The sequence below is a fragment of the Collinsella provencensis genome, from assembly GCF_900199705.1.
Taxonomy (GTDB): Bacteria; Actinomycetota; Coriobacteriia; order Coriobacteriales; family Coriobacteriaceae; genus Collinsella; species Collinsella provencensis.
Window position 1 is genome coordinate 1,513,250 of record NZ_LT904908.1, and the last position, 22,055, is coordinate 1,535,304.

Annotated in this window: 18 protein-coding genes and 1 tRNA gene; 17 read left to right on the forward strand and 2 right to left on the reverse strand. The window is 59.4% G+C overall.

The window, feature by feature from the left end; genetic code table 11:
- Positions 1–336: 336 nt before the first annotated feature.
- Positions 337–409, reverse strand: a tRNA-Phe gene (locus C1711_RS06705).
- Between the two features lie 164 nt (positions 410–573).
- Between C1711_RS06705 and C1711_RS06710 the strand changes: the two genes are divergently transcribed.
- The 16 genes from C1711_RS06710 to C1711_RS06790 all read left to right on the forward strand — a co-directional run bounded on the left by C1711_RS06710 (position 574) and on the right by C1711_RS06790 (position 18,389).
- Entirely contained in the window at positions 574–1,275 is a 702-nt protein-coding gene (locus tag C1711_RS06710) for an ABC transporter ATP-binding protein (RefSeq protein ID WP_102338338.1), read from the forward strand.
- Positions 1,276–1,285: 10 nt separating this feature from the next.
- On the forward strand, positions 1,286–4,825 hold the full coding sequence (locus C1711_RS06715; RefSeq protein WP_234346322.1) for an FtsX-like permease family protein: 3,540 nt from the start codon (positions 1,286–1,288) through the stop codon (positions 4,823–4,825).
- Between the two features lie 196 nt (positions 4,826–5,021).
- Positions 5,022–5,669 carry a methylated-DNA--[protein]-cysteine S-methyltransferase gene (locus C1711_RS07965; RefSeq protein WP_324761449.1) on the forward strand — a complete coding sequence of 216 codons (648 nt, stop codon included), beginning with the start codon at positions 5,022–5,024 and terminating at the stop codon, positions 5,667–5,669.
- A 217-nt stretch (positions 5,670–5,886) separates the two neighbouring features.
- On the forward strand, positions 5,887–7,230 hold the full coding sequence (locus tag C1711_RS06725) for a glutamine synthetase family protein (RefSeq protein ID WP_102338339.1): 1,344 nt from the start codon (positions 5,887–5,889) through the stop codon (positions 7,228–7,230).
- Between the two features lie 56 nt (positions 7,231–7,286).
- Positions 7,287–7,949: a response regulator transcription factor gene (locus C1711_RS06730; protein WP_102338340.1), complete on the forward strand. Its 663-nt coding sequence runs from the start codon at positions 7,287–7,289 to the stop codon at positions 7,947–7,949.
- A 238-nt stretch (positions 7,950–8,187) separates the two neighbouring features.
- Positions 8,188–9,990: an OPT/YSL family transporter gene (locus C1711_RS06735; protein WP_102338341.1), complete on the forward strand. Its 1,803-nt coding sequence runs from the start codon at positions 8,188–8,190 to the stop codon at positions 9,988–9,990.
- A gap of 247 nt (positions 9,991–10,237) precedes the next feature.
- Positions 10,238–10,519 (forward strand): NifU family protein, encoded by a 282-nt coding sequence (locus C1711_RS06740; protein ID WP_102338342.1) that lies wholly within the window; start codon positions 10,238–10,240, stop codon positions 10,517–10,519.
- Between the two features lie 2 nt (positions 10,520–10,521).
- A complete protein-coding gene (gene lgt, locus C1711_RS06745) occupies positions 10,522–11,355 on the forward strand; it encodes a prolipoprotein diacylglyceryl transferase (RefSeq protein WP_102338343.1) in 834 nt (277 codons plus the stop codon).
- 286 nt (positions 11,356–11,641) lie between these two features.
- The gene (locus tag C1711_RS06750) at positions 11,642–12,448 is read left to right on the forward strand and encodes a YebC/PmpR family DNA-binding transcriptional regulator (protein ID WP_102338344.1); all 807 of its coding nucleotides are present in this window, start codon (positions 11,642–11,644) and stop codon (positions 12,446–12,448) included.
- Positions 12,449–12,811: 363 nt separating this feature from the next.
- Positions 12,812–13,354 (forward strand): hypothetical protein, encoded by a 543-nt coding sequence (locus C1711_RS06755; protein WP_102338345.1) that lies wholly within the window; start codon positions 12,812–12,814, stop codon positions 13,352–13,354.
- Complete coding sequence (locus tag C1711_RS06760; RefSeq protein ID WP_102338346.1) at positions 13,347–13,760, forward strand: DUF2273 domain-containing protein; 414 nt, start codon at positions 13,347–13,349, stop codon at positions 13,758–13,760. The genes C1711_RS06755 and C1711_RS06760 overlap by 8 nt, the downstream gene beginning before the upstream one ends.
- An 86-nt stretch (positions 13,761–13,846) precedes the next feature.
- Positions 13,847–14,428 (forward strand): Asp23/Gls24 family envelope stress response protein, encoded by a 582-nt coding sequence (locus C1711_RS06765; RefSeq protein WP_407641529.1) that lies wholly within the window; start codon positions 13,847–13,849, stop codon positions 14,426–14,428.
- A gap of 418 nt (positions 14,429–14,846) precedes the next feature.
- The gene (locus C1711_RS06775) at positions 14,847–15,587 is read left to right on the forward strand and encodes a methionine ABC transporter ATP-binding protein (protein ID WP_102338348.1); all 741 of its coding nucleotides are present in this window, start codon (positions 14,847–14,849) and stop codon (positions 15,585–15,587) included.
- Complete coding sequence (locus C1711_RS06780) at positions 15,580–16,245, forward strand: methionine ABC transporter permease (protein WP_102338349.1); 666 nt, start codon at positions 15,580–15,582, stop codon at positions 16,243–16,245. Before C1711_RS06775 ends, C1711_RS06780 begins: the two co-directional genes overlap by 8 nt.
- 71 nt (positions 16,246–16,316) lie before the next feature.
- Positions 16,317–17,183: a MetQ/NlpA family ABC transporter substrate-binding protein gene (locus C1711_RS06785; protein ID WP_102338350.1), complete on the forward strand. Its 867-nt coding sequence runs from the start codon at positions 16,317–16,319 to the stop codon at positions 17,181–17,183.
- A 285-nt stretch (positions 17,184–17,468) separates the two neighbouring features.
- Positions 17,469–18,389 carry a YitT family protein gene (locus C1711_RS06790; protein ID WP_199824891.1) on the forward strand — a complete coding sequence of 307 codons (921 nt, stop codon included), beginning with the start codon at positions 17,469–17,471 and terminating at the stop codon, positions 18,387–18,389.
- A gap of 417 nt (positions 18,390–18,806) precedes the next feature.
- Here the strand turns inward: C1711_RS06790 and C1711_RS06795 are convergent, their stop codons facing one another.
- The gene (locus C1711_RS06795) at positions 18,807–20,066 is read right to left on the reverse strand and encodes an amidohydrolase (RefSeq protein ID WP_102338351.1); all 1,260 of its coding nucleotides are present in this window, start codon (positions 20,064–20,066) and stop codon (positions 18,807–18,809) included.
- Positions 20,067–20,299: 233 nt separating this feature from the next.
- Between C1711_RS06795 and C1711_RS06800 the strand changes: the two genes are divergently transcribed.
- Entirely contained in the window at positions 20,300–21,937 is a 1,638-nt protein-coding gene (locus C1711_RS06800; RefSeq protein WP_102338352.1) for an amidohydrolase, read from the forward strand.
- The last annotated feature ends 118 nt before the right edge of the window (positions 21,938–22,055 follow it).

Sequence of the window (22,055 nt, forward strand, 5' to 3'; positions counted from 1 at the left end):
CGTTGCCTATGGTGAGATGGTGCTGCCTATGGTGAGATGGTGCTGCCTATGGTGAGATGGTGCTGCCTATGGTGAGATGCCGTTGCCTATGCTTTTCTGCCTTTTCTGGCTCCTAAAACGCAAGAAACCATAGGTAACCGCAATGGGGCATAGGTAACGGCTCGAAAGCATAGGGAACAGTGGGCCCCTCCGCTTCGGGCCTTGCGGCCCTCGCGTGCTCCGCTGGCGAGGCGCTCCCGCGCCTCGGCGCAGCTCCGCACCCCGAACGGGGTTCGATTCCGCACACCGACAACAAAAAAGCCGGAACCTCACGGTCCCGGCTCTCACAATCAAGGGTGGCGGGGAAGGGAATCGAACCCCTGACACGGGGATTTTCAGTCCCCTGCTCTACCAACTGAGCTACCCAGCCACAATCGGCTGTCAATGACAGCTCGATAAATATACCAAACTGAGCGGCAAGGTCAAGGGAAAGTTGAAAAAAGTTGAAGTCCCTTAGGTGGTGTGCGTTTTTCGTATACTCTAGTGGGTACAACGTATCGACACAGAGACGTAACGCAGGAGAAAGTACACGGCATGCCCTACATCGACTTTAATAACGTTTCGAAGATTTATGGTTCGGGCGAGGGTGAAGTTCGCGCGCTTGATGGCGCTACGTTTCAGGTGGAGTGCGGCGAGCTTGCCGTGATTTTGGGCGCCTCGGGCGCCGGCAAGACGACCGCTCTCAATATTTTGGGCGGTATGGACACCGCTACCAGCGGAAGCGTTGTCGTGGACGGGCGTGACGTGAGCAAGGCGAGCGAGGACGAGCTTGTTGAGTATCGTCGTGCGGACGTGGGCTTTGTTTTTCAGTTTTATAACCTTGTTCCCAATCTGACGGCACTCGAGAACGTCGAACTGGCTTCCCAGATCTGTCCTGATTCGCTCGATGCCCAAGATTGCCTTCGCAAGGTGGGCCTCGGCGAACGCATGGCGAACTTCCCCTCGCAGCTTTCGGGCGGCGAGCAGCAGCGCGTGTCCATCGCCCGCGCTCTGGCCAAGAATCCAAAGCTCTTGCTCTGCGACGAGCCTACGGGTGCACTCGACTATCAGACGGGCAAGCAGGTTCTTCAACTGTTGCAGGACACCTGTCGCCGCGACGGCATCACGGTTCTCATCATCACGCACAACTCGGCGCTTGCGCCCATGGCTGATCGCCTCATCCGCTTCAAGAGCGGACAGGTGACGGACATGCAGGTCAACTCCAGCCCGGTTCCCATCGCCGACATCGAGTGGTAAAGGCCTGCCCGTGACTCATTTTGGTGACAAGAAACGTCAGGATAAGGATGCCGCGCGCGGTGCTGTGCCGCGCGTGCCGCTGCGTCCCAACGCGTTTGCCACGGACATTCGTCGAACCATTACAGGAAACCTCAAGCGTTTCATCTCGCTGTTCATCATCACGGCGCTTGGCGCCACCATGCTGGTGGGTCTCAAGGCGGCGTGCGACGACCTTCGCATGACCGCGGATGACTACTACGATGCTCAACATCTGTTTGATATTTCAGTCAAGTCGACGCTTGGTTTGGACGAGGGCGACATCGAGGCGCTTTCCAAGCTCGAGGGAATCGATGCGGCGGAGGGCAGTTTTGCCGAAACCGCATATACCGACATCGATGGTGCGAGCGAGAAGGTCGACCTCAAAGCGCTTTCCGCCAAGGGTTTGAACGAGCCCCAATTGGTCGAGGGCCGTTTGCCGCGCGATACGTTCGAGCTTGCGGTAACGCAAAAGTACTTGGACGATAGCGGTAAGAAGATCGGCGATACGGTCACATTTGCAGGTGCGGACGAGGAGCCTGCAGATGATGCGGTTGCTGAGAGCGACGATAAGAGCGCAACGGATGCAGAGGATGCAACAGGCGCAGATGATTCCTCCGACGATTTGACCGATGGAATCGATGACTTGGATACCGTCGACTTCGATATGGACTCTGAACAATCCGAGGCCATCTTCGTGCGTGGAGAGTACACCATCGTGGGCGTCGTGCTCGATCCCATGGATGTGAATGCCGGCTCCAAGACGATGTCGTTTCGCAGCACGGGCGGTCCCAAGTACGCGTTTTTCCTCACGCTCAATGCCGTTGAGAACCGCGATACCTTCACGGTGGCCTATCTTACGGTGGATGGCGCCGCGGACCTCATGACGTATTCGAGTGCGTATAAGGACCTGATAAATGACGTTAAGCAGGGCGTTGAGGATATTCGCGAGCAGCGCGAAGAGGCGCGTACCGATGGCGTAAAGGCCGATGCGCACGATGCGATCGACGGGGTCCAAGGTGAGGTTGACGAGCGGTTTGCGGACGCGCAAAGTCAGATTGATGACGCGTTGGCGCAAATCGCCGCAGGTAAGAATCAGCTTTCCAGTCAGGGTGCTTCTGCGGAGGCACAGCTCGATGCCGCGCAGCAGCAAATAGACGCTTCGCGTGCCCAGGTTGACTCCGCGATGTCGATGGCAGATACGCTTGCTTCGGTTATGGGTGATGCGTGGCCGACGAGCGCATGGCAGCGTCTGAAAAACGGCGATGCGTCGGCCAAGCCCGAGTTCGTCAATGCCGTCGATGCGCATCTGGATGAGATGTCCGAACAGGCGGATGAGGGCATCGCGTTGTGCGACGAGCTGAACGCCGCGCTCGAGGATCTTCCCGCTGCCGACCCCGATACCAAAGTGCGTATCAATCAGATGCTCGACCAGATGGTGCTGTTGGGTACCATCACCGCCGAGCAGGCGCAGAGTATCAAGACCCTGGTGGCGCTGTATCCCGAGAGCGAGGAGGAAATCGAGGGAATCCAAGCCGAGGTGGCGCAGCTCAAGGCGACCATAGGGCTTATGAAGTCTCAACTTTCGGGGTTCAAGGGCCAGGCAGGGCTGCTGGCCGATGCGGCGTTGAGCGGGCCCATGTTGGACGAGGCTCAGGCAGAGCTCGATCGTCAGCGTGCCGATGCACAGCGTCAGCTCAATGAAGGTGTCGCGCAGCTTGTCGATGGAGAGCGCGAGGCGGCGGAGGGTCAAGCCGAGCTTGATGAGCAGAAGGCAGACGCCAATGCGAAGTTCGCAGACGCCCATGCTGATGTGGACGGCATCGATCGGGCAACGTGGTATATCCAAGATCGAACCTCGTTGGCGAGCTATTCGAGTATCGAGTCCGATGCGAGTTCCATCGAGTCTATCGCCACCGTATTCCCTCTGATTTTCTTCACAGTCGCAGTGCTTATCAGCCTTACCACGGTGACGCGCATGGTCGAGGAGGACCGCGGACTCATAGGCGTTTACAAGGCACTCGGCTACAGCAAGGCGCGGATCCTGTCCAAGTACCTGATCTACTCGTTCTCCGCGTGCCTTGCCGGAGGCATTGCGGGCGACGCTTTGGGCTTCATCGTGCTGCCCGAGATCCTCTTCACGATCTTCACTGTTATGTACGCGCTGCCGGAGTTCCAGCTGGGATTCAACCTGTGGTCCGCGCTGGCGGGCGTGGGGTTGTTCGCCGTGGGTATCGTGGGCGCCACGTTCCTGGCGTGCCGCCACGTGCTCAAGGAGACGCCAGCCTCGCTTATGCGACCCAAAGCTCCACGTGCGGGTAAGCGCATTTTGCTTGAACATATCACGCCTCTGTGGCGTCGCATGTCCTTCCTCAACAAGGTGAGCGCGCGCAACCTCTTCCGTTACAAGAAGCGCTTCCTCATGACCGTGTTCGGCATCGCCGGCTGCACGGCGCTCATGATTTGCGGTCTGGGCATCCGCGACACGGTGATCTCGCTCAAGCCGCGTCAGTACGGTGCTGATGGCATGGTGCGCTACGACCTCATGGCCGTGACGACCGACGACGATTTTGCTGCGGGCGAGGAAGTCCTGCGCGAGACGGGCGAGATCGACACGATGCTCGAGGCGCGCGTGGATACGGCGACTGCCGAGTTCGGCGGCGTCAAGGAAAGCCTCCAACTCATCGTGGTTCCCAATAACGCCGACTTCTCGGCGTACATGCGCACGGTCGACGGTTCCAACACCTCGTGGCTCTTCCCGGCGGATACGAGCGGGGAGGACCTGCCGTTGTCCCACGACGGAAACGGTGTGCTGGTTACCAAGAACGTCGAGCAGGTGCTCGGGTTTGGCCTGGATGACGAGTTTGAGCTGCAGGATTCCACGCTGCGGACAGGCTCCGCGTGCGTGGACGGCATCACCGTCAACTTTCTCGGCAACTTCGTGATCATGACCGAGGACGCCTACCGCGAGGCGTTCGGCGAGGCGTGCGTTCCCAACGCGTTCTTGGTCAACCTCACGGGCACGGATGAAGAGAAGATCGCGCTTGCCGACGAGCTCGCCTCAGGTGACGAATTCGTTTCGGTTTCGAGTTCCACGCGCATCGCGAACGACTTCTCGCAGAGCTTCAAGATCATCGACGTGGTGGTGTACATCGTGACGGTTATGGCGGCGGCGTTGGCGTTCGCTGTGGTGTTCACGCTCTCCAACACGAACATCTCCGAGCGCGAGCGCGAACTTGCGACCATCAAGGTGCTGGGATTCCGCCGGCGTGAGGTGTACCGCTACATCAACAAAGAGACGATTGTCCTCACGTTGATCGGCATCGTGGCGGGCTGGCCCATGGGCTACGCCATCACGCGCTTCCTCACGTACGTGTTGCGCATGCCGTCGCTGTTCTTCGACACGATCGTGGAGCCGCAAACGTATCTGTTTGCTTCGGTGATGTCGCTCGTGTTCACGCTCATCATCAATCAAATGACGAACAGGAGCCTTGACCGTATCGATATGGTGGGCGCACTCAAGTCTGCAGAGTAAGCGCGATGTGCCCGTCGGAGACGGGGTGATTTGTTCGGAGGAGACGAGGGTGATTCGCCGAACGGAATGGCGCGTTTTACAGGACGGCTTACCGCGTGCGCGCGAATCACACGATGGCGTTCAAGTCTGTTGAGTAAGCGCGAGGGCTCAGTGCATTTAGCTGTACAATGGTTGAACCGTGCGAGGAGGGGGCCGCATGATTACCACAACGTATCATTCTCCATTGGGCGAAATCGTGCTGGCTGCTGACGCACGTGGCTTGCGTGGGCTGTGGTTTGCCGATCAAAAGCATTTTGGTTCGACGCTTACGGGCTCCGAAGTTGAGTTTGACATGACGCGCGGAACCTTCCCGCAGGGGGTCATCGTCGATGACGGTGAGTCGTGCGAGGAGATTCGTGGGTGCGATGCGGTTTCGGGCGAGCGACCGATGCATGCGGGCAGCCCGAAAAACGTTGCTGCCGTGGCTGTGCTTGAGCGCGTATGGGCGTGGTTGAACGCGTATTTTGCCGGGCAGGATCCGCGTTGGACGCCGCCGTTGCATGTTGAGGGAACCGACTTCCAGCATGCCGTTTGGGTGGCGTTGCTTTCCGTTCCGTACGGCGAGACAGTCACCTATGGTGAGCTTGCCCGCATGGTGGGCGAGCGTATGGGCTGCACGGCCGCTACAGCTGGTATGCAGGTATCGCCGCGCGCTGTGGGTGCCGCGGTGGGTCGCAATCCCATTTCGATCATCGTGCCGTGCCATCGCGTGGTGGGTGCTGACGGGTCGCTTACCGGCTACGCGGGCGGTATCGAGCGTAAGCGCTACCTGCTTGAGTTGGAATCCGAAGGCAAGCTGGCATAAAACCAAAAACCCGACAACTTGAGCGTGCCTAGCTGCGTCGAACACCACGCAGGGCGTGAACGCGTGGAACAAGAGAGGGCAATAAACATGCGTTTTGCGTCCGCTTGTCCAGCCGCCTTTCAAAACGCACCGTTTGGATGGGTGAAACCACTCCGTAACATTGGTGTGTAACGATATGCGCGCACGTTTGAATCATCACGTCCAGAAAGGCGCGTTCATGGATCAGCAGCAGAATATCGATTTTGTTCTCCGCACCGTGGAAGAGCGCAATATCCGCTTTGTCCGCCTGTGGTTTACCGACGTTCTCGGTCATCTCAAGAGCTTCGCTATCAGCCCCGAGGACCTCGAGGTCGCTTTTGAAGAGGGCATCGGTTTTGACGGCTCTGCCATCGAGGGCTTCACGACCCCCGACGAGGCCGATATGCTCGCGTTCCCCGACCCCTCGACGTTCCAAATCCTTCCGTGGCGCCCCAAGGAAAACGGCGCCGCCCGCATGTTCTGCGACGTGTGTATGCCCAATCGCGAGCATTTCCCCGGCGATTCGCGCGAAGCGCTGCGCCGCATGTTCCGCCGCGCCGAGCGCTTGGGTTACATCATGAACGTGGGCGCTGAGCTCGAGTTTTACTATTTCCCCGACGAGCGCACCCCCGAACCCATGGACCAGGTCGGTTATTTTGACCTTACGCCGTCCGACTCCGCGCGTGACCTGCGCCGTTCCACGGTGCTCATGCTCGAGAAGATGAGTATCCCGGTGGAGTACACCTTCCACAGCTCCGGGCGCTCTCAACATGGCATCTCAATGCGCCATGCCGAGGCGCTGAGCATGTCCGATGCGCTTATCACGGCCAAGCATGTCATCCGTACCATGGCTTACGAGTCGGATATCCTTGCGTCGTTCATGCCCAAGCCCCGCGCCGATGAACCGTCGAGTGCGATGTTCCTGCATCAGTCGCTGTTCGACCGCGAGGGCAACAACGCCTTCTGGGACGAGAGCGACGAGCTGCATCACCTATCACCCGTTGCACGGAGCTACATGGCGGGCATCCTCGATCACGCCGCGGAGATCACCGCAATCGCGAATCCCACGGTCAACTCCTATAAGCGCCTGACCGCCGCCAGCGCGGGCGATGGTCCCCTGTACGCGACGTGGGGCCTGCGCAACCGCGCCGCGATGATCCGCGTCCCCATCTACAAGCCGGGCAAGAGTGCTGCGGCCCGCATCGAACTGCGCAGCCCCGATCCCACGGCCAATCCGTATCTGGTGAACACCGTGACGTTGGCCGCAGGTCTCGATGGCATCAAACGCGGCCTCGAGCTGCCCGAAGAGGCGACGTCAGAGCTGCTTCGTCTGCCTGCCCGCGAGCTTGAGGCGCGCGGAATCCGCCGCCTGCCGCGTAGCCTGGGTGAGGCCCTGGACATCTTCGAGGGTTCCGACTTCATGAAAGAAGCCTTGGGTGAGCACATCCACGGCTTCTTCCTCAACAAAAAACGCGATGAGTGGAACCGCTTCAATGCGACCGTGACCGAGTGGGAAGTCGAGCAGTATCTCGCCAACTCCTGATTTATGTGCATTGGACGTGCGGTTTTTGCTATGATTCCTCTGTTGGAGGTACGCGCATGTCCGATAAAACAGTTCTGTTTATGGCAAGAACAACGCGGTTTCACGAGTTCGTGACCACGCTGACCTCGACGCTTGGAGTTGAGGTCCACGTCGCCACACCCGATTCGCCTGCCGCCGCGCACGACTTCGACCTGCTCGTGCTCGATGCAGACGGCGTACGAGCAGACCGCATCGACGCGATCGGCTCATGGCTCGAAGGCCGCGGCGGTGCTCCCATGATGCTCATTTTGGATGAGGAGAACCTCTCCGACCTGCATCTTCCCAGCAAAGTGCGCTCGGATTTCATTTGCTCTGGGGCGAGCGCGTCCGAGCTTGAGGCGCGCGTGCGCCTGTTGTTGGGCGATAGCGAAGCCGTGATGCTCGATGAAGTGCTCACCATCGACAACCTCACCATCAATTTGGCAACTTACCAGGTTTCGCTCGATGGAGAGCCCGTCGATCTCACGCTTATGGAGTACTCGCTGCTGAGCTTTTTGGCAACACATCCCAACCGCGCGTATAGCCGCGAGGTGTTGCTGCATCGCGTGTGGGGTTTTGAGTACTGTGGCGGTACGCGTACGGTTGACGTGCACATTCGTCGTATCCGCAGCAAGGTGGGTCCGCAGATCGCCGCGCACATCTCCACGGTTCGCGGCGTGGGTTATCTTTTTAAGGACTAAACGAGCGTCGCACAAGGTGCCAAGCTGTTATAATCGCTACCGCTTGATTAATCGCACGAAATGAGGGGATTTCTGTCGATTCGTCGAGGAGGCGCTTGCGCGTCGATTTTGCCGTTTGCGAAATTGGCGTATGGGCGGACTGTCCTTTGATTGAGTCGCGAAAAAATCGTCTTATTCCGTGCGATTTTGTTTATGTACTGTTTGACGGCAGGTTTTGCCTGCGCACGGGAGGCACGTCATGCGAAAAGAACTCAGTTGGGCGGGGCTGCTCATCGGATGTATCGGGTGTGTGATAATCACGGCATCCTCGGTGTACACAGCGCTCAAAATGGGCGCATTGCCCTGGCCAACCATCTTCACGTCTATCACAGCGCTGGTGCTGCTGCGCGCCTTTGGTCGCACGAGTCTGAACGAAGTTAACATTACGCAGGTCATCATGTCCGCGGGCTCGATGGTCGCCGGAGGTTTGGCGTTTACGATTCCGGGCATCTGGATGTTCGGCGAGCAGGCATCCCTTGTCGAGATGCTCGGTGTGGCGCTTGCGGGCACCTTGCTCGGTTTGGTCGCCACCGCTCTCATTCGCCGTCGTTTTGTCGACGAGTCGGAGCTCGAATATCCCATCGGTGTCGCAGCCGCCGAAACGCTCAAGGCGAGCCGTGATGGCGGCAAGACGGGGCTGCGCCTCTTTGGCTCCATGGGCCTTGCAGGACTGTGGTGCGTTGCCCGCGATGTGCTGGGAGTCATTCCCGCTATGTTGTGTCAGCTTCCCATTCCGGGCGTGGCGTTTGGCATCTACAACTCGCCCATGCTGCTTTCAGTGGGCTTTTTGCTGGGTGGAGCCTCTGCGCTCTTCTGGATTACCGGCGCCGTGTTGGGCAACCTGGGTATTCCCGTGGTGGCTACGGCCCTCAATCTCGCGGACGTTGCGACGGTGCAGGGCGTGGTAAGTAGCCTGGGTATGGGCCTCATGATGGGTTCGGGCGTGGGCGTTGTCGTGCGCGATATCCTGCCCCAAGCAGCCGAGATGATTCGTTCGACGCGCGAGCGCAAGGCGCACGAGGGCGCCGATTCTGAAGGTCCCGGCGTTCAAGGAGAGGCCTTTATGCGCGGCATGTCCAAGATGGATGCGGGCGGTTTGGGGCTGATTACCGCCGCTGCGGCCCTCGTACTGTGCTTCATGCTCGGCTTGCCGCTGGTCGCCGTTGTGGCGATCGTGCTGCTCGCGTTCGTCACGGCCATTATGTCGGCTCAGTCGGTGGGAAGCACGGGTATCGACCCCATGGAGATCTTCGGTCTCATCGTGCTGTTGATCGTGGCGGCTATCACGCCGAGCATTCCGCAGGTCAAGCTGTTCTTTGTGGCAGGTGTCATCGCCGTTGCCTGTGGTCTTGCGGGTGACGTGATGAGCGACTTCAAGACGGGTGCCATCATCGGGACCGACCCGCGCGCCATGTGGGGTGGCCAGGCAATCGGATCGCTGCTGGGAACGGTTGTCGCCGTCCTGGTGATGAGCGCGCTCGTGGGTGCGTATGGTGTCAACGCCTTTGGACCTGGCAAGCTGTTCGTCTCCGCGCAGGCAAGCGTGGTCGCCACGATGGTTTCGGGCATTCCGAACGTCCCCGCATTTTCGCTTGCCCTGCTGGCGGGGGGGGTTTTTCCCTTCCCTNTCGTGGGTGCGTATGGTGTCAACGCCTTTGGACCTGGCAAGCTGTTCGTCTCCGCGCAGGCAAGCGTGGTCGCCACGATGGTTTCGGGCATTCCGAACGTCCCCGCATTTTCGCTTGCCCTGCTGGCGGGTGTGGTTTTGCACTGCCTGCGCATTCCGGCAATGATGCTCGGCCTCGGTGTGTACCTGCCGTTTTACATGTCGTTCTCCGCGTTTTTGGGCACGCTGGTCAAGTTTGCGTATGACCGTCTTACCGCCGGTAAAGAGGATGCCGACGAAGTGGGAATCATGGTCGCCTCAGGCGTGTTGGGCGGCGAGTCCATTGTGGGCGTGATCATCGCGTTCGCTTCCGTGTTGGGCGGCTTGTTCGGATAGCATGCCGCTTCGTTGCGCACCTATGCTTCCGTGTCGGACGGTTTGTCCGGACGGTTTGTTCGGGCAGCATGCGTTACGTGTATGCGCGGGGCGATCGCACCCGCCGTTAGGCGTGCCACCTTGTGGGTATAGGCTTGTAGTATCATGGGCAGCTACTGTGCGGTGTGTTGAGTGCGAGCATCGAATGCCAACGCTGGATGCCCGGTCTCGAGCCGCTGCATGGGCATTGACGTGAAAGGAGCCCAACGTGGCTGTAGATGAGAAGCTTCTCAAAGAGGTTCTTGAGCAGATTCGCCCCAACCTTCAGGCTGACGGTGGTGACATGGAATATCTCGGCGTGACCGAGGACGGCGTGGTCCAGCTTGAGCTGCAGGGTGCTTGCGCCGGCTGCCCCATGAGCCAGCTCACCCTTTCCATGGGCGTTGAGCGCATCCTCAAAGAGCACGTTCCCGGCGTGACGCGTGTCGAGCGCATGGGCGGTAACGCAGACGCTCTCAACGACCTCTATGACGAGTACGCTCCGTTCTAAACATGCTGAACGACCTCTATCACAGCCTTGATCCCGTTGCGTTTTCGGCGGGACCCATCACCATTTACTGGTACGGCCTTGCCTACATGGTGGGCGCGCTTGTCGTCGCAGTGGTGATGTATCGCACGGCGAAGCGCTGGCATCTCAATTTGAGCGTCGACGACCTCATGTCGGTTGTGATCAGTGTGGTTTTTGGCCTCATTATCGGCGGGCGCTTGTTTTATGTGCTGTTTTATAGCAACGGCTACTTCTTCGAGCACCCACTTGAGATTTTCATTGGCTCCAATGGACAGGGTATCAGTGGCATGAGCTTCCACGGAGGCTTGGTGGGCGGCATCGTCGGCGGACTTATCGTGTGCCGCGTGCTCAAGTTATCTCCGTTTACCATCGCTGACCTGGCATTTATCGGTGTTCCCTTGGCGCTGTGCCTGGGGCGGTGCGCCAACTTTGTGAACGGGGAGCTTTGGGGCAAACCGACGGACCTTCCCTGGGGCGTGGTCTTCGGTGGTTCGGCGGGCAGCATCCCACGTCATCCTTCTCAGCTCTATGAGGCGTTTCTTGAGGGAATCGTGCTGTTCGTCCTGCTCTACGCCATGAGCCGTCGCAAGAAGCTCCCGCCGCAAGGCACCTTTATGGGGGCCTTCGTGTTGGGTTACGGCATCGTGCGTTTCCTGATTGAGTTTGTTCGCATGCCCGATGCTCAGCTCGGCTACCTGTTTGGTGGCTGGGTCACGATGGGTCAATTGCTTAGCCTTCCGCTTATCGTGGGCGGAGCGGCGCTTATTGCCCTCGCGTTGCGCTTCAAGCGGCCGCAGCATCTTGAGGTTGAGGGTTAGGAATCCGCGCTCAACACTCAGTGCATGCAGTGACGAAGCCTATTCGATCGTGATGCGGTGCCTGCACTCGTCGCCCGCAACCGTGCGTCGCGGCACACGGTGTTCGATGGCGTTTTTATCACGCTCGATAGGTTAATCTGCACTGATTTTTCCTCGCGAGGTGTGTTAACGCTGCGCACCCCCTTTCGCGGCGGTTCCAATCGGTATATCATGCAATACCGTGTGTTTATATTGGCTTGCATTGCGCTTAAGGCGGTGCAAGCAGGGATACTTGAAGGAGCATCACATGTCCGGACACTCTAAATGGGCAACAACCAAGCATCGTAAGGGTGCGCAGGACGCTAAGCGTTCCGCCCTGTTCTCCAAGCTGAGCCGTAACATCACCGTTGCCGCTCGCCTGGGCAACGACCCCAACCCGGACAACAACGCTTCCCTTGCTGCGGCTGTCGCCAAGGCCAAGGCTCAGTCCATGCCCAAGGACAAGATCAAGTCCGCCATCGACAAGGCCTTTGGTGCCGGTGCCGACGCGGCCGTGTACGAGAACATCGTCTACGAGGGCTATGGTCCCGCGGGCGTGGCCGTGTACGTCGAGTGCCTGACCGACAACCGTAACCGTACCGCCGCCGACGTGCGTTCCGCGTTCTCTCACGCGGGCGGCAACCTGGGCACCACCGGTTCCGTTGCGTTCCAGTTCGAGCGCAAGGGCCAGGTCGTGGTTGCCAAGCAGATCGTCGACCCCAACGACAAGAAGGAAAACCTCATGGACAACGGCGCTGCCGGTGATGAGGAAGAGTTCATGATGGCCGTTGCCGAGGCCGGTGGCGACGATTACGAGGACGCTGGCGAGGAGTGGGTCGTTTGGACCGCCGCCAACGAGCTCATGGCCGTTTCCAAGGGCATCGAAGAGCAGGGCATCGAGGTCAAGGGTGCCGAGCTTACCATGGTCCCCACCACCCCCACGACGGTTTCCGGCACTGATGCCAAGAAGGTCCAGCGCCTCATCGACCGCCTCGAGGAGCTTGACGACGTCCAGGACGTTTACTCCACGATGGACATGACCGATGAGGTCATCGCTGCTCTTGAGGAGGAGTAACGCGAATCCGGATGGCATTCGCCTGAGGTTTTGAGCTTTGATCGCCGCGCGCTGTTCGGTTGAACGTTTTGCGTGCGGGCGTTTAAGAAGCGCTTAGTTTGGAGCCGGGTCTGTATGAGCAGGCCCGGCTCGTTTTATAATTGTGCAACGTGCGGTCATGTTGCCTTGCGGTTTGGGTACAAGAGGCAGCATGCATGCGCGGTGCGCCTCGGTTGTGCGCCGCGGGCACGTGTTGCGCTGTGTCGCACGGCGGCGCATGCGGCGGTACCCGTTGTGCCGGGTTGCACAACGTCATGAACGACCGCCGCACGACGGCGTGGACGATGCCGAGCGTCGAGGATTCGAGATGCGAGAGGAGGGACCATGAAGCGTATTCGCACCGTAGCCCTGGTGATTTACCTGCTTGCAGGTGTTATTGTGATTTCTGCGCTTGCGGGTTCGCTGTTTGGTCCCTATACCGGTCGTTTTGTCGAGCTGCTCGCCACGCGGGCCGGCCATGTGATTGTTGGTGTGAGCTTGGCTGTTCTTGCCGTGCAGATGTTCGTCGTGCTGCTTGCCCTGCTCACTCAAAAGCCCGAGCCGCCGAGCATGCGTTTGAGCGGGAATCCCGATATCGAGGTTTCCACCGCTGCCCTCGTTTCCGTTGCCCGTACGGCGGCGGCGAGTTCGGACCTCATCATTGAAAACGTCGAAGCGCACGTCGTGGGGCACGATAAAAGTGAAACTCGCATTGTTATCGACGCCGTCGCTCTGACACCTCACAACCTCGAGGGACTTGCCCGCCGCGTGCAGGCCCATGTCCAAGACGCCTGCGACCAGACGCTCGGCGTGCCCGGCGCCGTGGTGCAGGTGCGCTTTTTGCCGAGTAAGACCGTGACTGTGACCAGGGAGATTGTCGATGAGTGAGAACGCACATGACGCGCGCAAGGCGCCCAAGGCGATAATCGAGCCAACGCTCGTGGTGGAAACACCTTCATATGAAGAGCCTGGTCAGGGTACCAATTCGGAGTCGAGCGATACCAAGAAGGGGGCTGGCTCCAAAACGGGCAGCTTCCAGACGGCGACTATCGGCTTTTTCGAGGGTGTCGGGCGCGTTGCCTGGGCATATGCCGACGCGCATCCACATGCCACGCTCTATGGCATCCTCGGTTTTGTGTTGGCGGTGTTGATTTTGATCATTGGATTATGGCGTACGCTGGTTATCGCGGTGTTCGTGGGCGTGGGCGCGGCGATCGGCCACATGATGGACGATAAGGGTCCTCGTGGGGGCTCTGCGGGCAATTTCTTGAACCGCATTATCAACGGGAAGTAACGGTTTCGCGCGGGCCGGCAAATGCGTCTGCCCGTGCATTTGATGGGAACGACGCGGCCCTCACGGCTGAAGGCAAGGAGGATACCATGGCAGACGAGATGGATAGCAAGATGGAAGCTGCAACGGAAGTAGCCGAGGCTGAGGTAGCGCCCGAGGCGGTTGAGGCCGAGGTCGAGATGGAGGCCGAAGTGCCGGAGGGGCAGGCTGCCGACGAATCGGTTGAGCTTGCGCCTGTGGATGACGACGCGCTTGCTGAGCCTGAGGACGAGGACGACTTTGAAGAGGACGACTCGTACGACTCGCTCACCTATTCCAACGGCGTGATCGAGAAAATCGTCGCCATGGCGACGCGCGAGGTTCCGCACGTACTGGGCATGAAGGGTAACCTGATGCACTTTGTGCAGGAGACGCTGGGTGCCGAGAACCTCACCAAGGGTGTGAGCGTGGAGGTTACCGACGACAACCGCGTGATCGTGAACATCTCCGTCATCATCGAGTACGGCTGCTATGCGCCGGCGATTTTCGAGGATGTCAAGGAACGCGTGGTCGAGCGCTTGGGCACGATGACCGGCTTGGATGTTGCGGGCATCAACCTGCGCATTGAGGATGTTGTCACGCGTGAAGAGTATGAGGCCTCCAAGAAGCATTCCGCCGAGAGTGCTGAGTAGGGCGAGGGTTCGGGCGGGAGGCTGGCGCATCCGCGCTGACGCTGCCTGCGGGAGCCTGTAGAAAGCTACGGGGATAGCTTTCGTCCTACGGAAGACTTCGAAGCGCCGTGAAAACTCAAACGAGCTATGGAGTGCCTGCGAAAACCTGCAGGCATTCTGCTTTTTAGCTGCAGCGGTTTCCCTTTTGTTACAGACGGGTTCCATAGGTTGCCGAGGTTGCGGTACCCTGATAACCTCGTCTTCATGATTACGAACGCTGCACATAGCATGATGATGGTCATGGAGATGCCCTCGCCCGGGCACTCTGTCATGTCGCGCGGCCTTCGCGTGCTGGGAGAGACCGGGCGCCTCAGCTAGACGGTCTCCGGCAGGAGGCCGTTGCCTTCTGAACGACCCATCAGCAAGCGGAGTTTTCCTTGTGATCAGTATCCAACATGTTTGCAAAACGTATCCGGGTGGTGCCCAGGCGCTCACCGATATCTGCCTTGATATCGCCGACGGTGACATTTTCGGCATCATCGGTATGAGCGGTGCGGGCAAATCCACACTCGTGCGCACCATCAACCTTCTCGAGCGCCCCACTGAGGGCAAGGTCGTCGTTGACGGCCAGGACGTCACGGCGCTGCACGGTGCGGACCTGCGCACGTATCGTCGTCGTGTCGCCATGATTTTCCAGAGCTTTGGCCTGTTGGCGCAAAAGACCGTGCTCGACAACGTTTGTTTCCCCTATGTTGCGGCAAACGGCAAGGTTTCGACCCAGGACCGCGAGCACGCCCTCGAGCTGCTCGAACGCGTGGGCCTGCGCGAAAAGGCATCGAGCTATCCCAGCCAGCTTTCCGGTGGACAGCAGCAGCGCGTCGCCATTGCCCGTGCCTTGGCGTGCAACCCCGAGGTCATTTTGTGCGATGAGGCAACCAGCGCACTTGACCCCAAGAGCACCAACACCATTCTCAAGCTTTTGCGCGACATCAATCGCGAGACCGGTGTGACCATCGTGGTCATCACCCACTCGATGGACGTGGTGGAAAAGATCTGCAACAACGTGGCTGTGCTCGAGGACGGTTGCGTGGTGGAGCAGGGAAGCGTGGCGGACGTGTTTGCCAATCCGCAGGCAGATGCTACCAAGGTTTTGCTGGGAAAGGTGGACTGGGATGCTTAACGAATTCCTCGCGGAGTTTGCCCCGCTTCTCACCCAGGGCACCATCGACACCCTCGTCATGCTCTTCGCATCGACTGCCATTGCATATGTGTTCGGCGTCGTGCTGGGTGTGATTTTGCACCTCACGGCTCCGGGCGGTTTGCGTCCCATGCTCGCGCTCAACGCCGTGCTGGGCTGGGTAGTCAACATCGGCCGCTCGCTGCCGTTCATCATCTTGCTCATCGCGCTCATGCCCATGACGCAGGGCCTAGTTGGAACGTCGACAGGCGTGCGCGGCGTTATCCCGCCGCTCGTGGTTGCCACCGCTCCCTTTGTGGCGCGCATGATCGAGCAGTCGCTTGCCGAGGTCTCGCGCGACGCCGTCGAGGCAGCCGAGGCGTGTGGCGCGTCGATTCCACGCATCGTGTTTTCCGCCTTGCTGCCCGAGGCTCTGCCGAGCATCGTGCGCGGTATCGCGGTAACCCTCATCGCTGTGCTTGGCTACACCGCCATTGCCGGCGCCGTGGGCGCGGGCGGCTTGGGCGACATCGCCATTCGCTACGGTTATTACCGTTATGAGGACGAGGCGATGATCGTCACGGTCATTCTGCTGATCGTGCTCGTGCAGGTTATCCAATCCGTGTGCGACCTCATTGCACGCAAGATCGATCATCGATAGGGTTTATTCGGTTTCAACTCATCAAGTTGTTTGTCAAATTCGTGTATATACCTGTAAGAAAGGAACGTATCATGCAGAACATTTCCACTATTTCCCGTCGCAACCTGCTTACCGCGACCGCCGCTGGCCTGGGTGTTGTCGCTTTGGGCGGACTGACCGCATGCGGTGGCAACGATGCTCCCGCTGCCGGTTCCGATGCGGCCGAGAAGACTACGCTCACCGTGGCCGCCAGCCCCGCCCCGCATGCCGAGATCCTCAACGAGTTCGCCGCCCCGCTTCTCGCCGAGCAGGGCATCGAGCTCAAGGTGAAGGAATACACCGACTACATCCAGCCCAATAAGGACACGACCTCCGGTGCGGTTGATGCCAACTACTTCCAGCACATCAACTACCTCAACAACTACAATGCCGAGAACGGCACCGACCTGGTGTCCGCCGGCGCCATCCACTACGAGCCGTTCGCCGTGTATGCGGGCAAGTCCTCCGATTTTGAGAACATCGCCGACGGCGCCACCATCGCCATCCCCAACGACCCCACCAACGAGGGCCGCGCCCTGCTTCTGCTGCAGGACCAGGGTCTCATCACCCTTACGGATCCCGAGAACCTCGAGGCCACGCCCAAGGACATCGCCGAGAACCCGCACAACCTCAACTTCCAGGAGCTCGAGGCCGCTGCGCTTCCGCGTGCCCTTGATTCCGTCGACTTCGCCGTCATCAACGGCAACTACGCCATCGAGGCCGGTTACCACGTGGCCGACGCCGTTGCGCACGAGCAGGCGGGCACCACGGCTGTCGAGCAGTACGCCAACGTCATCTGCACCACTCCCGACAACCTCGAGAGCGAGGGCGTGAAGGCTCTCGTTGACGTGCTGACCTCCTCTGACTTCGTGAAGTACCTCGAGGAGACCTACGGCGAGGACGTGCTGCCTGCGTTCTAGTGCAGCGTTGACCCTCTGACCGCGTTCTAAGTCATTCGCCCGAAGCGATTGTTTCGCAAGTGCACTTCTTGCGTTAAAACGAATAATCAAGGCTGTGTTTGCACCCACCTGTGTTCTGGACGCAGGTGGGTTGTTTTTCTTGAGCGACGCGTTAGTATCATGGTCTGAATGAGCGTCGTGCGTATGGAGGGCAGCGACATGGCGGACGTGCAGGACGAAGTTGAGAATACACAGCAGCGGACAGAGGACGTGGTTTCAGCTGCGCACGTTGCCCCCGTCGAGCCCATGGAGCACCTCGTCACGCCTGAAGATATCGAGCGCGGTGAGCGTGCGGGCGAGAAGCGCAGTAGCGATCCGCGGTTCATCCGCTTCTTCGTTACGCTCAATTCCGGACTGATTCTCACCGCTCTTGCCATCGTGCTGTTCAAAACGCCCAATCACTTCGCATTTGGTGGCACGTCGGGCGTTTCGGTTATTTTGTCCACGCTGTTCCCTTCGTTGCCCGTGGGTGCGTTTATGTGGATCATCAACCTCGTGCTGGTGGTGCTTGGATTTATCTTCCTCGAACGCAAGACCATCTTGTGGAGTGTGTTCGCCTCGTTTGCGCTTTCGGGATACGTGTCATTGTTTGAGATGCTTTTCCCAACCGCCTCGACCACGTCGATCACGGGTGACATGTGGCTTGACCTGTGCTTTGCCGTGATATTGCCCGCCATTGGCAGCGCTTTGGTGTTTGACATCGGCGCGTCGACCGGCGGCACCGACATCCTGGCCATGATTCTCAAGAGGCATAGCACGCTTGAGATTGGACGCGCATTGCTGATTGTGGACATCAGCATCGTGTGCATCGCCGCCGTGCTGTACGGTCCGCGTGTCGGTTTGTACTGCGTGCTCGGTCTCTTTGCCAAGACACTTGTGGTTGATAAGGCCATCGAGAGCATTCACCTGCGTAAAGTCTGCACTATCATCTGTCGTGAACCGGTCAAGGTGGAGAAGTACATCGTGCAGGAGCTCAATCGCACGGCTACGATCAGCCGCGGTTACGGGGCGTTTTCGGGCAATCTCGTTACGGTGATCATGTGCGTGTTGAGTCGCCGCGAGGCTGTTAAGCTGCGCCGTTATGCGCGCGAGGTTGATCCGGGTTGTTTTATCACCATTGTGGATAGCTCCGAAATCGTGGGCAAGGGTTTCCGCGGTACCAACTAGGTGCAGTCCAAAGCACAACGAGATAGAGTTTTCGTATTGATGCACGATTTCTTCGAGTAGAGACGTTTTTTTCTGAAATCGGCAATACTCCTACAAGCGCTTTTATCGAAGCTCTTTTTTGGCTACTTGGGAAAATGCCGAAACTATACGAAAACCCTACCTCATCGTGCATGAGATTCAGGTTGCTTCGCCCCCAGCGACAGCAATGCACAATTCAAAAACATGTTTGGCTCTAAAGGCAAAAATGCGGCATCAGACTGCCAAAAAGTATCCAAATGGGTTGATAGCAGGCATATCGTTTCACGCGCAGTTCCGCACGCAAAGGAGAACCCAGTGGGTTCTCCGTCTTGCGCAGGACTGTTCGAGCATGGAACGATATGCCTGGGGTGACCTGAGGTAACCGCCCAGGTGTGCTTGTTATTCGCCCAGGAAGTCGATTGCGTACTGTGCGGCGACCATAGATCCCTTGGCGAGCACGGATTCATCGACCTTGAAATAGCAGGAATGCATGGCCGCCGCGGCGCCAACATGCGGGTTGCGACACCCAACGAAGGCGAGCATGCCCGGCACTTGAGCCAAATACTCGGAGAAGTCTTCTCCCGACATCGTGCCTCGGTAACTGCCCACGCCCTCCTCACCCAGGGTTTTTACCACGGCGTTGCGGCAACGCTTGCTCGCCGCTTCGTCGTTTACCACGGCATAGTGCGCCACCGTGTAGTCCGAGAGCTCGGCTTCGGCGCCGAGTGCCTGCGCGGTATGGATGGCGATGCGCTTAATGAGGCCCGGCATGAGCTGGTGGGTGTTCTCGCTATACGTGCGGACGGTGCCCGCGAGGAACGCCTCGCCTGCGATGACGTTGCGCGCGGTTCCTGCGTGAAGCTCGCCAACGGTGACGACGGCGGGCTCGTAAGGGGAGAGGTCACGGCTTACGATGGTCTGCAACACGTTGACGATCTCCGCGGCAACCATTACCGCGTCGGCTCCGCGTTGAGGCATGGCTCCGTGGCACGAGGTACCCTTGATGTCGATGCGGAACCAGTCGGTATTTGCCATGCGCGGTCCGGGTTCGCAGGAAATGGTGCCCGCGTCGACTTCACTCCAAACATGCATGGCAAATGCGCCGTCGACGCCCTCGCACGCGCCTGCTTCGCACATCATCTTGGCGCCCGAACCGTTTTCCTCGGAAGGCTGGAAGACCACGCGAATCTCGCCGTGGATGTCGTCGGTCATATGGCGCAGGATCTGCAGGGTTCCGAGCATCATGGCGATGTGGCAGTCGTGGCCGCACGCGTGCATGAAGCCCTCGTTGACGCTGGCAAACTCGTCGCCGGTGCGCTCGGTGACGGGTAAGGCATCGATATCGGCACGCATGAGTAAACGGCGGCGCGGCGTTCCGTCGGGCAGGTACGCGTCGGGCGCGGTGCCGCGCAGGGTGGCGACGACGCCGGTCTTGAGCGGGCGCTCATAGGGGACGTTCATGGCGTCGAGCTGGCCCACGATGTCGGATGTGGTGCGCACCTCTTCCAGGCTGGGTTCGGGATATTTGTGGAAATGCCGGCGCTGGCGAATGATGTAGGGTTCGAACTCAGTTGCGATGTCCTGGATGGCTTGCGTGATTTCCTCGGCCGTTCGAGATCCTTCGTAGTCCATAATCTGCTGAGCCTTGGTCTTCGTCATGATATGACGCCTTCTTCCTCAAGCGCTGGTTGGGCAAGCTAAAGCTTCACAAAAGCCGTTGGGTTGTATTAAACCGGACAACAGCGCATCGGGTTGTCCACACGCTCCACTCTAGCACGATGTTGCGTGCGCGGAATAACGTTTAACCGCAGAGCAATGTGCTATCTTCACTATGTGTGACAAATCGCAAGCGACCATGTGTGAAACATCGCAAACATAAGGGAAGGCGCATCATGGATCAGGTTGATTACATCGTTCGTTCCAAGCATGTTTTTACTAGCGCGAGCGACGAGCACGCGGCGCATGAACTGGCGTTTGCCGTCGCGGGCGATCGCATCGTGGCGGTGGGGGCGCCCGAAGAAATCATGGCAGCATGCCCGGCCTCCACACCGGTGCGCGACTATGGCGACGCGCTCGTGTGCCCTGGTTTCCACGATGCTCACCTGCACTTCTTCCATACGGCGCTCGGCGGCTCCCCGTTCTTGTTCATGTGCATGGGCGAAAGTGAGGCAGACCTCGTGGAGCGCACCCGCGAGTTTGCGAAAGGCTTGCCCGAGCACGCGTGGGTGGTTACGCAGGGCTGGCGCGATTACCGCTGGAATCCGCCGGTGTCTCCCACCAAACATTCGCTCGATGAGGCGTTCCCCGATCGCCCGTGCGTGATGTATTCGGGCGACGGCCATACGCTCTGGGTGAACACGTGCGCTCTCGAGGCCCTCGGTGTGACGAAAGACTCCGTGCCTCCGCAGGGCGGCAGCTACGATAAGGACGAGAACGGCGAGCTTACGGGCGTGATTCAGGAGGCGGCGGCTATGGAGTTGCTACCGCACTGCCTGGAATGGCTCACCGAGGAGGACATCGTTCAGGCGTATGAGGACCAGATGGCCCGTATGGCCGAGCAAGGTATCACCTCGATTTGCGATATGGCGCTCATGCCGCATGAGGGTTGCGACTTCGTGCGCGATGACATTTACGAGGCGCTTGAGGCTCAGGACAAACTCACCATGCGCGTGAACATGTACCCCACGTTGCTCGATGACCAGTCGCGTTTGGAGGAGCTGCAAGAGCGGTTTGCCGAGAGCTCGATGCTTGCGGCTCCGGGCTTCAAGCAGTTTTTCGATGGCGTGAGCAGCCAGCATACCGCGTGGTTGACCGACCCGTATACCAATGCCTACTTCGAGGGTGATTGCGGCCGCCCCACGATTCAGCCCGATCACATGCGTGAGCTGGTGCTTGCGGCTGCGGAGCGCGGCCACTCGGTGCGCATTCATGCGATCGGCGATGCGGCCATCCACGCGGCGATCGACATCTTTGAGGAGGCGCGCGAGCGCTACGGTGCACCCAAGGAGGGGCGCAACACCCTTGAGCATCTTGAGAATCTGTTGCCCGAGGACATCGACCGTCTGCGCGAGGCTGGCGTACTGGCGAGCTCGCAGCCGGGGCACATCACGCTCGATCCCGGCGGTCCCGAACGCGACTTGGGGCTGGAGCGCTCACAGATTATGTGGCCGTTTGCCACGTACCTCGAGCGCGGCATCGACCAAGCGTACGGCACCGATTCACCCATCACGGCCGTGACCAGCATGGACGTGCTCTATGCGGCGATTACGCGCCAGGATCCGTTTACGCACAAGCCCGAAGGTGGTTGGTTGCCGAACGAGCGTATTTCCGCGGCGGATGCTCTGCGCATCTACACGGCGGGCAGTGCCGCGGCTGCCGGGCGTGAGCATGAGCTCGGGCAAATTGCTCCGGGCTACCTAGCCGACTTCGTGGTGCTCGACCAGGACATCACCGCGTGCGATCCCGAGGACATCCAAAAGACCAAGGTCCAGGAAACGTATGTGGGCGGTCGCTGCGTGTTTGAGCGCTAAGCTGCGGAACATACGAGAAAAGGTGCGATTGCATGACTACATGCGGTCGCGCAAAAGATGGATGCGTACAGACCCGCCGCAGATGTCCCTACGGGGCGTTGCGGCGGGGTTTGCTGGG

What these genes read in the sequence shown, in the direction of transcription:
- C1711_RS06725 (WP_102338339.1), top strand. Translation starts at nt 5,887, where the DNA reads ATGGATCAGCAGCAGAATATCGATTTTGTTCTCCGCACCGTGGAAGAG.
- C1711_RS06750 (WP_102338344.1), top strand. Translation starts at nt 11,642, where the DNA reads ATGTCCGGACACTCTAAATGGGCAACAACCAAGCATCGTAAGGGTGCG.
- C1711_RS06795 (WP_102338351.1), bottom strand. Translation starts at nt 20,066, where the DNA reads ATGACGAAGACCAAGGCTCAGCAGATTATGGACTACGAAGGATCTCGA.
- C1711_RS07965 (WP_324761449.1), top strand. Translation starts at nt 5,022, where the DNA reads ATGATTACCACAACGTATCATTCTCCATTGGGCGAAATCGTGCTGGCT.
- lgt (WP_102338343.1), top strand. Translation starts at nt 10,522, where the DNA reads ATGCTGAACGACCTCTATCACAGCCTTGATCCCGTTGCGTTTTCGGCG.
- C1711_RS06785 (WP_102338350.1), top strand. Translation starts at nt 16,317, where the DNA reads ATGCAGAACATTTCCACTATTTCCCGTCGCAACCTGCTTACCGCGACC.
- C1711_RS06800 (WP_102338352.1), top strand. Translation starts at nt 20,300, where the DNA reads ATGGATCAGGTTGATTACATCGTTCGTTCCAAGCATGTTTTTACTAGC.
- C1711_RS06765 (WP_407641529.1), top strand. Translation starts at nt 13,847, where the DNA reads ATGGCAGACGAGATGGATAGCAAGATGGAAGCTGCAACGGAAGTAGCC.
- C1711_RS06710 (WP_102338338.1), top strand. Translation starts at nt 574, where the DNA reads ATGCCCTACATCGACTTTAATAACGTTTCGAAGATTTATGGTTCGGGC.
- C1711_RS06790 (WP_199824891.1), top strand. Translation starts at nt 17,469, where the DNA reads ATGGAGCACCTCGTCACGCCTGAAGATATCGAGCGCGGTGAGCGTGCG.
- C1711_RS06760 (WP_102338346.1), top strand. Translation starts at nt 13,347, where the DNA reads ATGAGTGAGAACGCACATGACGCGCGCAAGGCGCCCAAGGCGATAATC.
- C1711_RS06755 (WP_102338345.1), top strand. Translation starts at nt 12,812, where the DNA reads ATGAAGCGTATTCGCACCGTAGCCCTGGTGATTTACCTGCTTGCAGGT.
- C1711_RS06730 (WP_102338340.1), top strand. Translation starts at nt 7,287, where the DNA reads ATGTCCGATAAAACAGTTCTGTTTATGGCAAGAACAACGCGGTTTCAC.
- C1711_RS06780 (WP_102338349.1), top strand. Translation starts at nt 15,580, where the DNA reads ATGCTTAACGAATTCCTCGCGGAGTTTGCCCCGCTTCTCACCCAGGGC.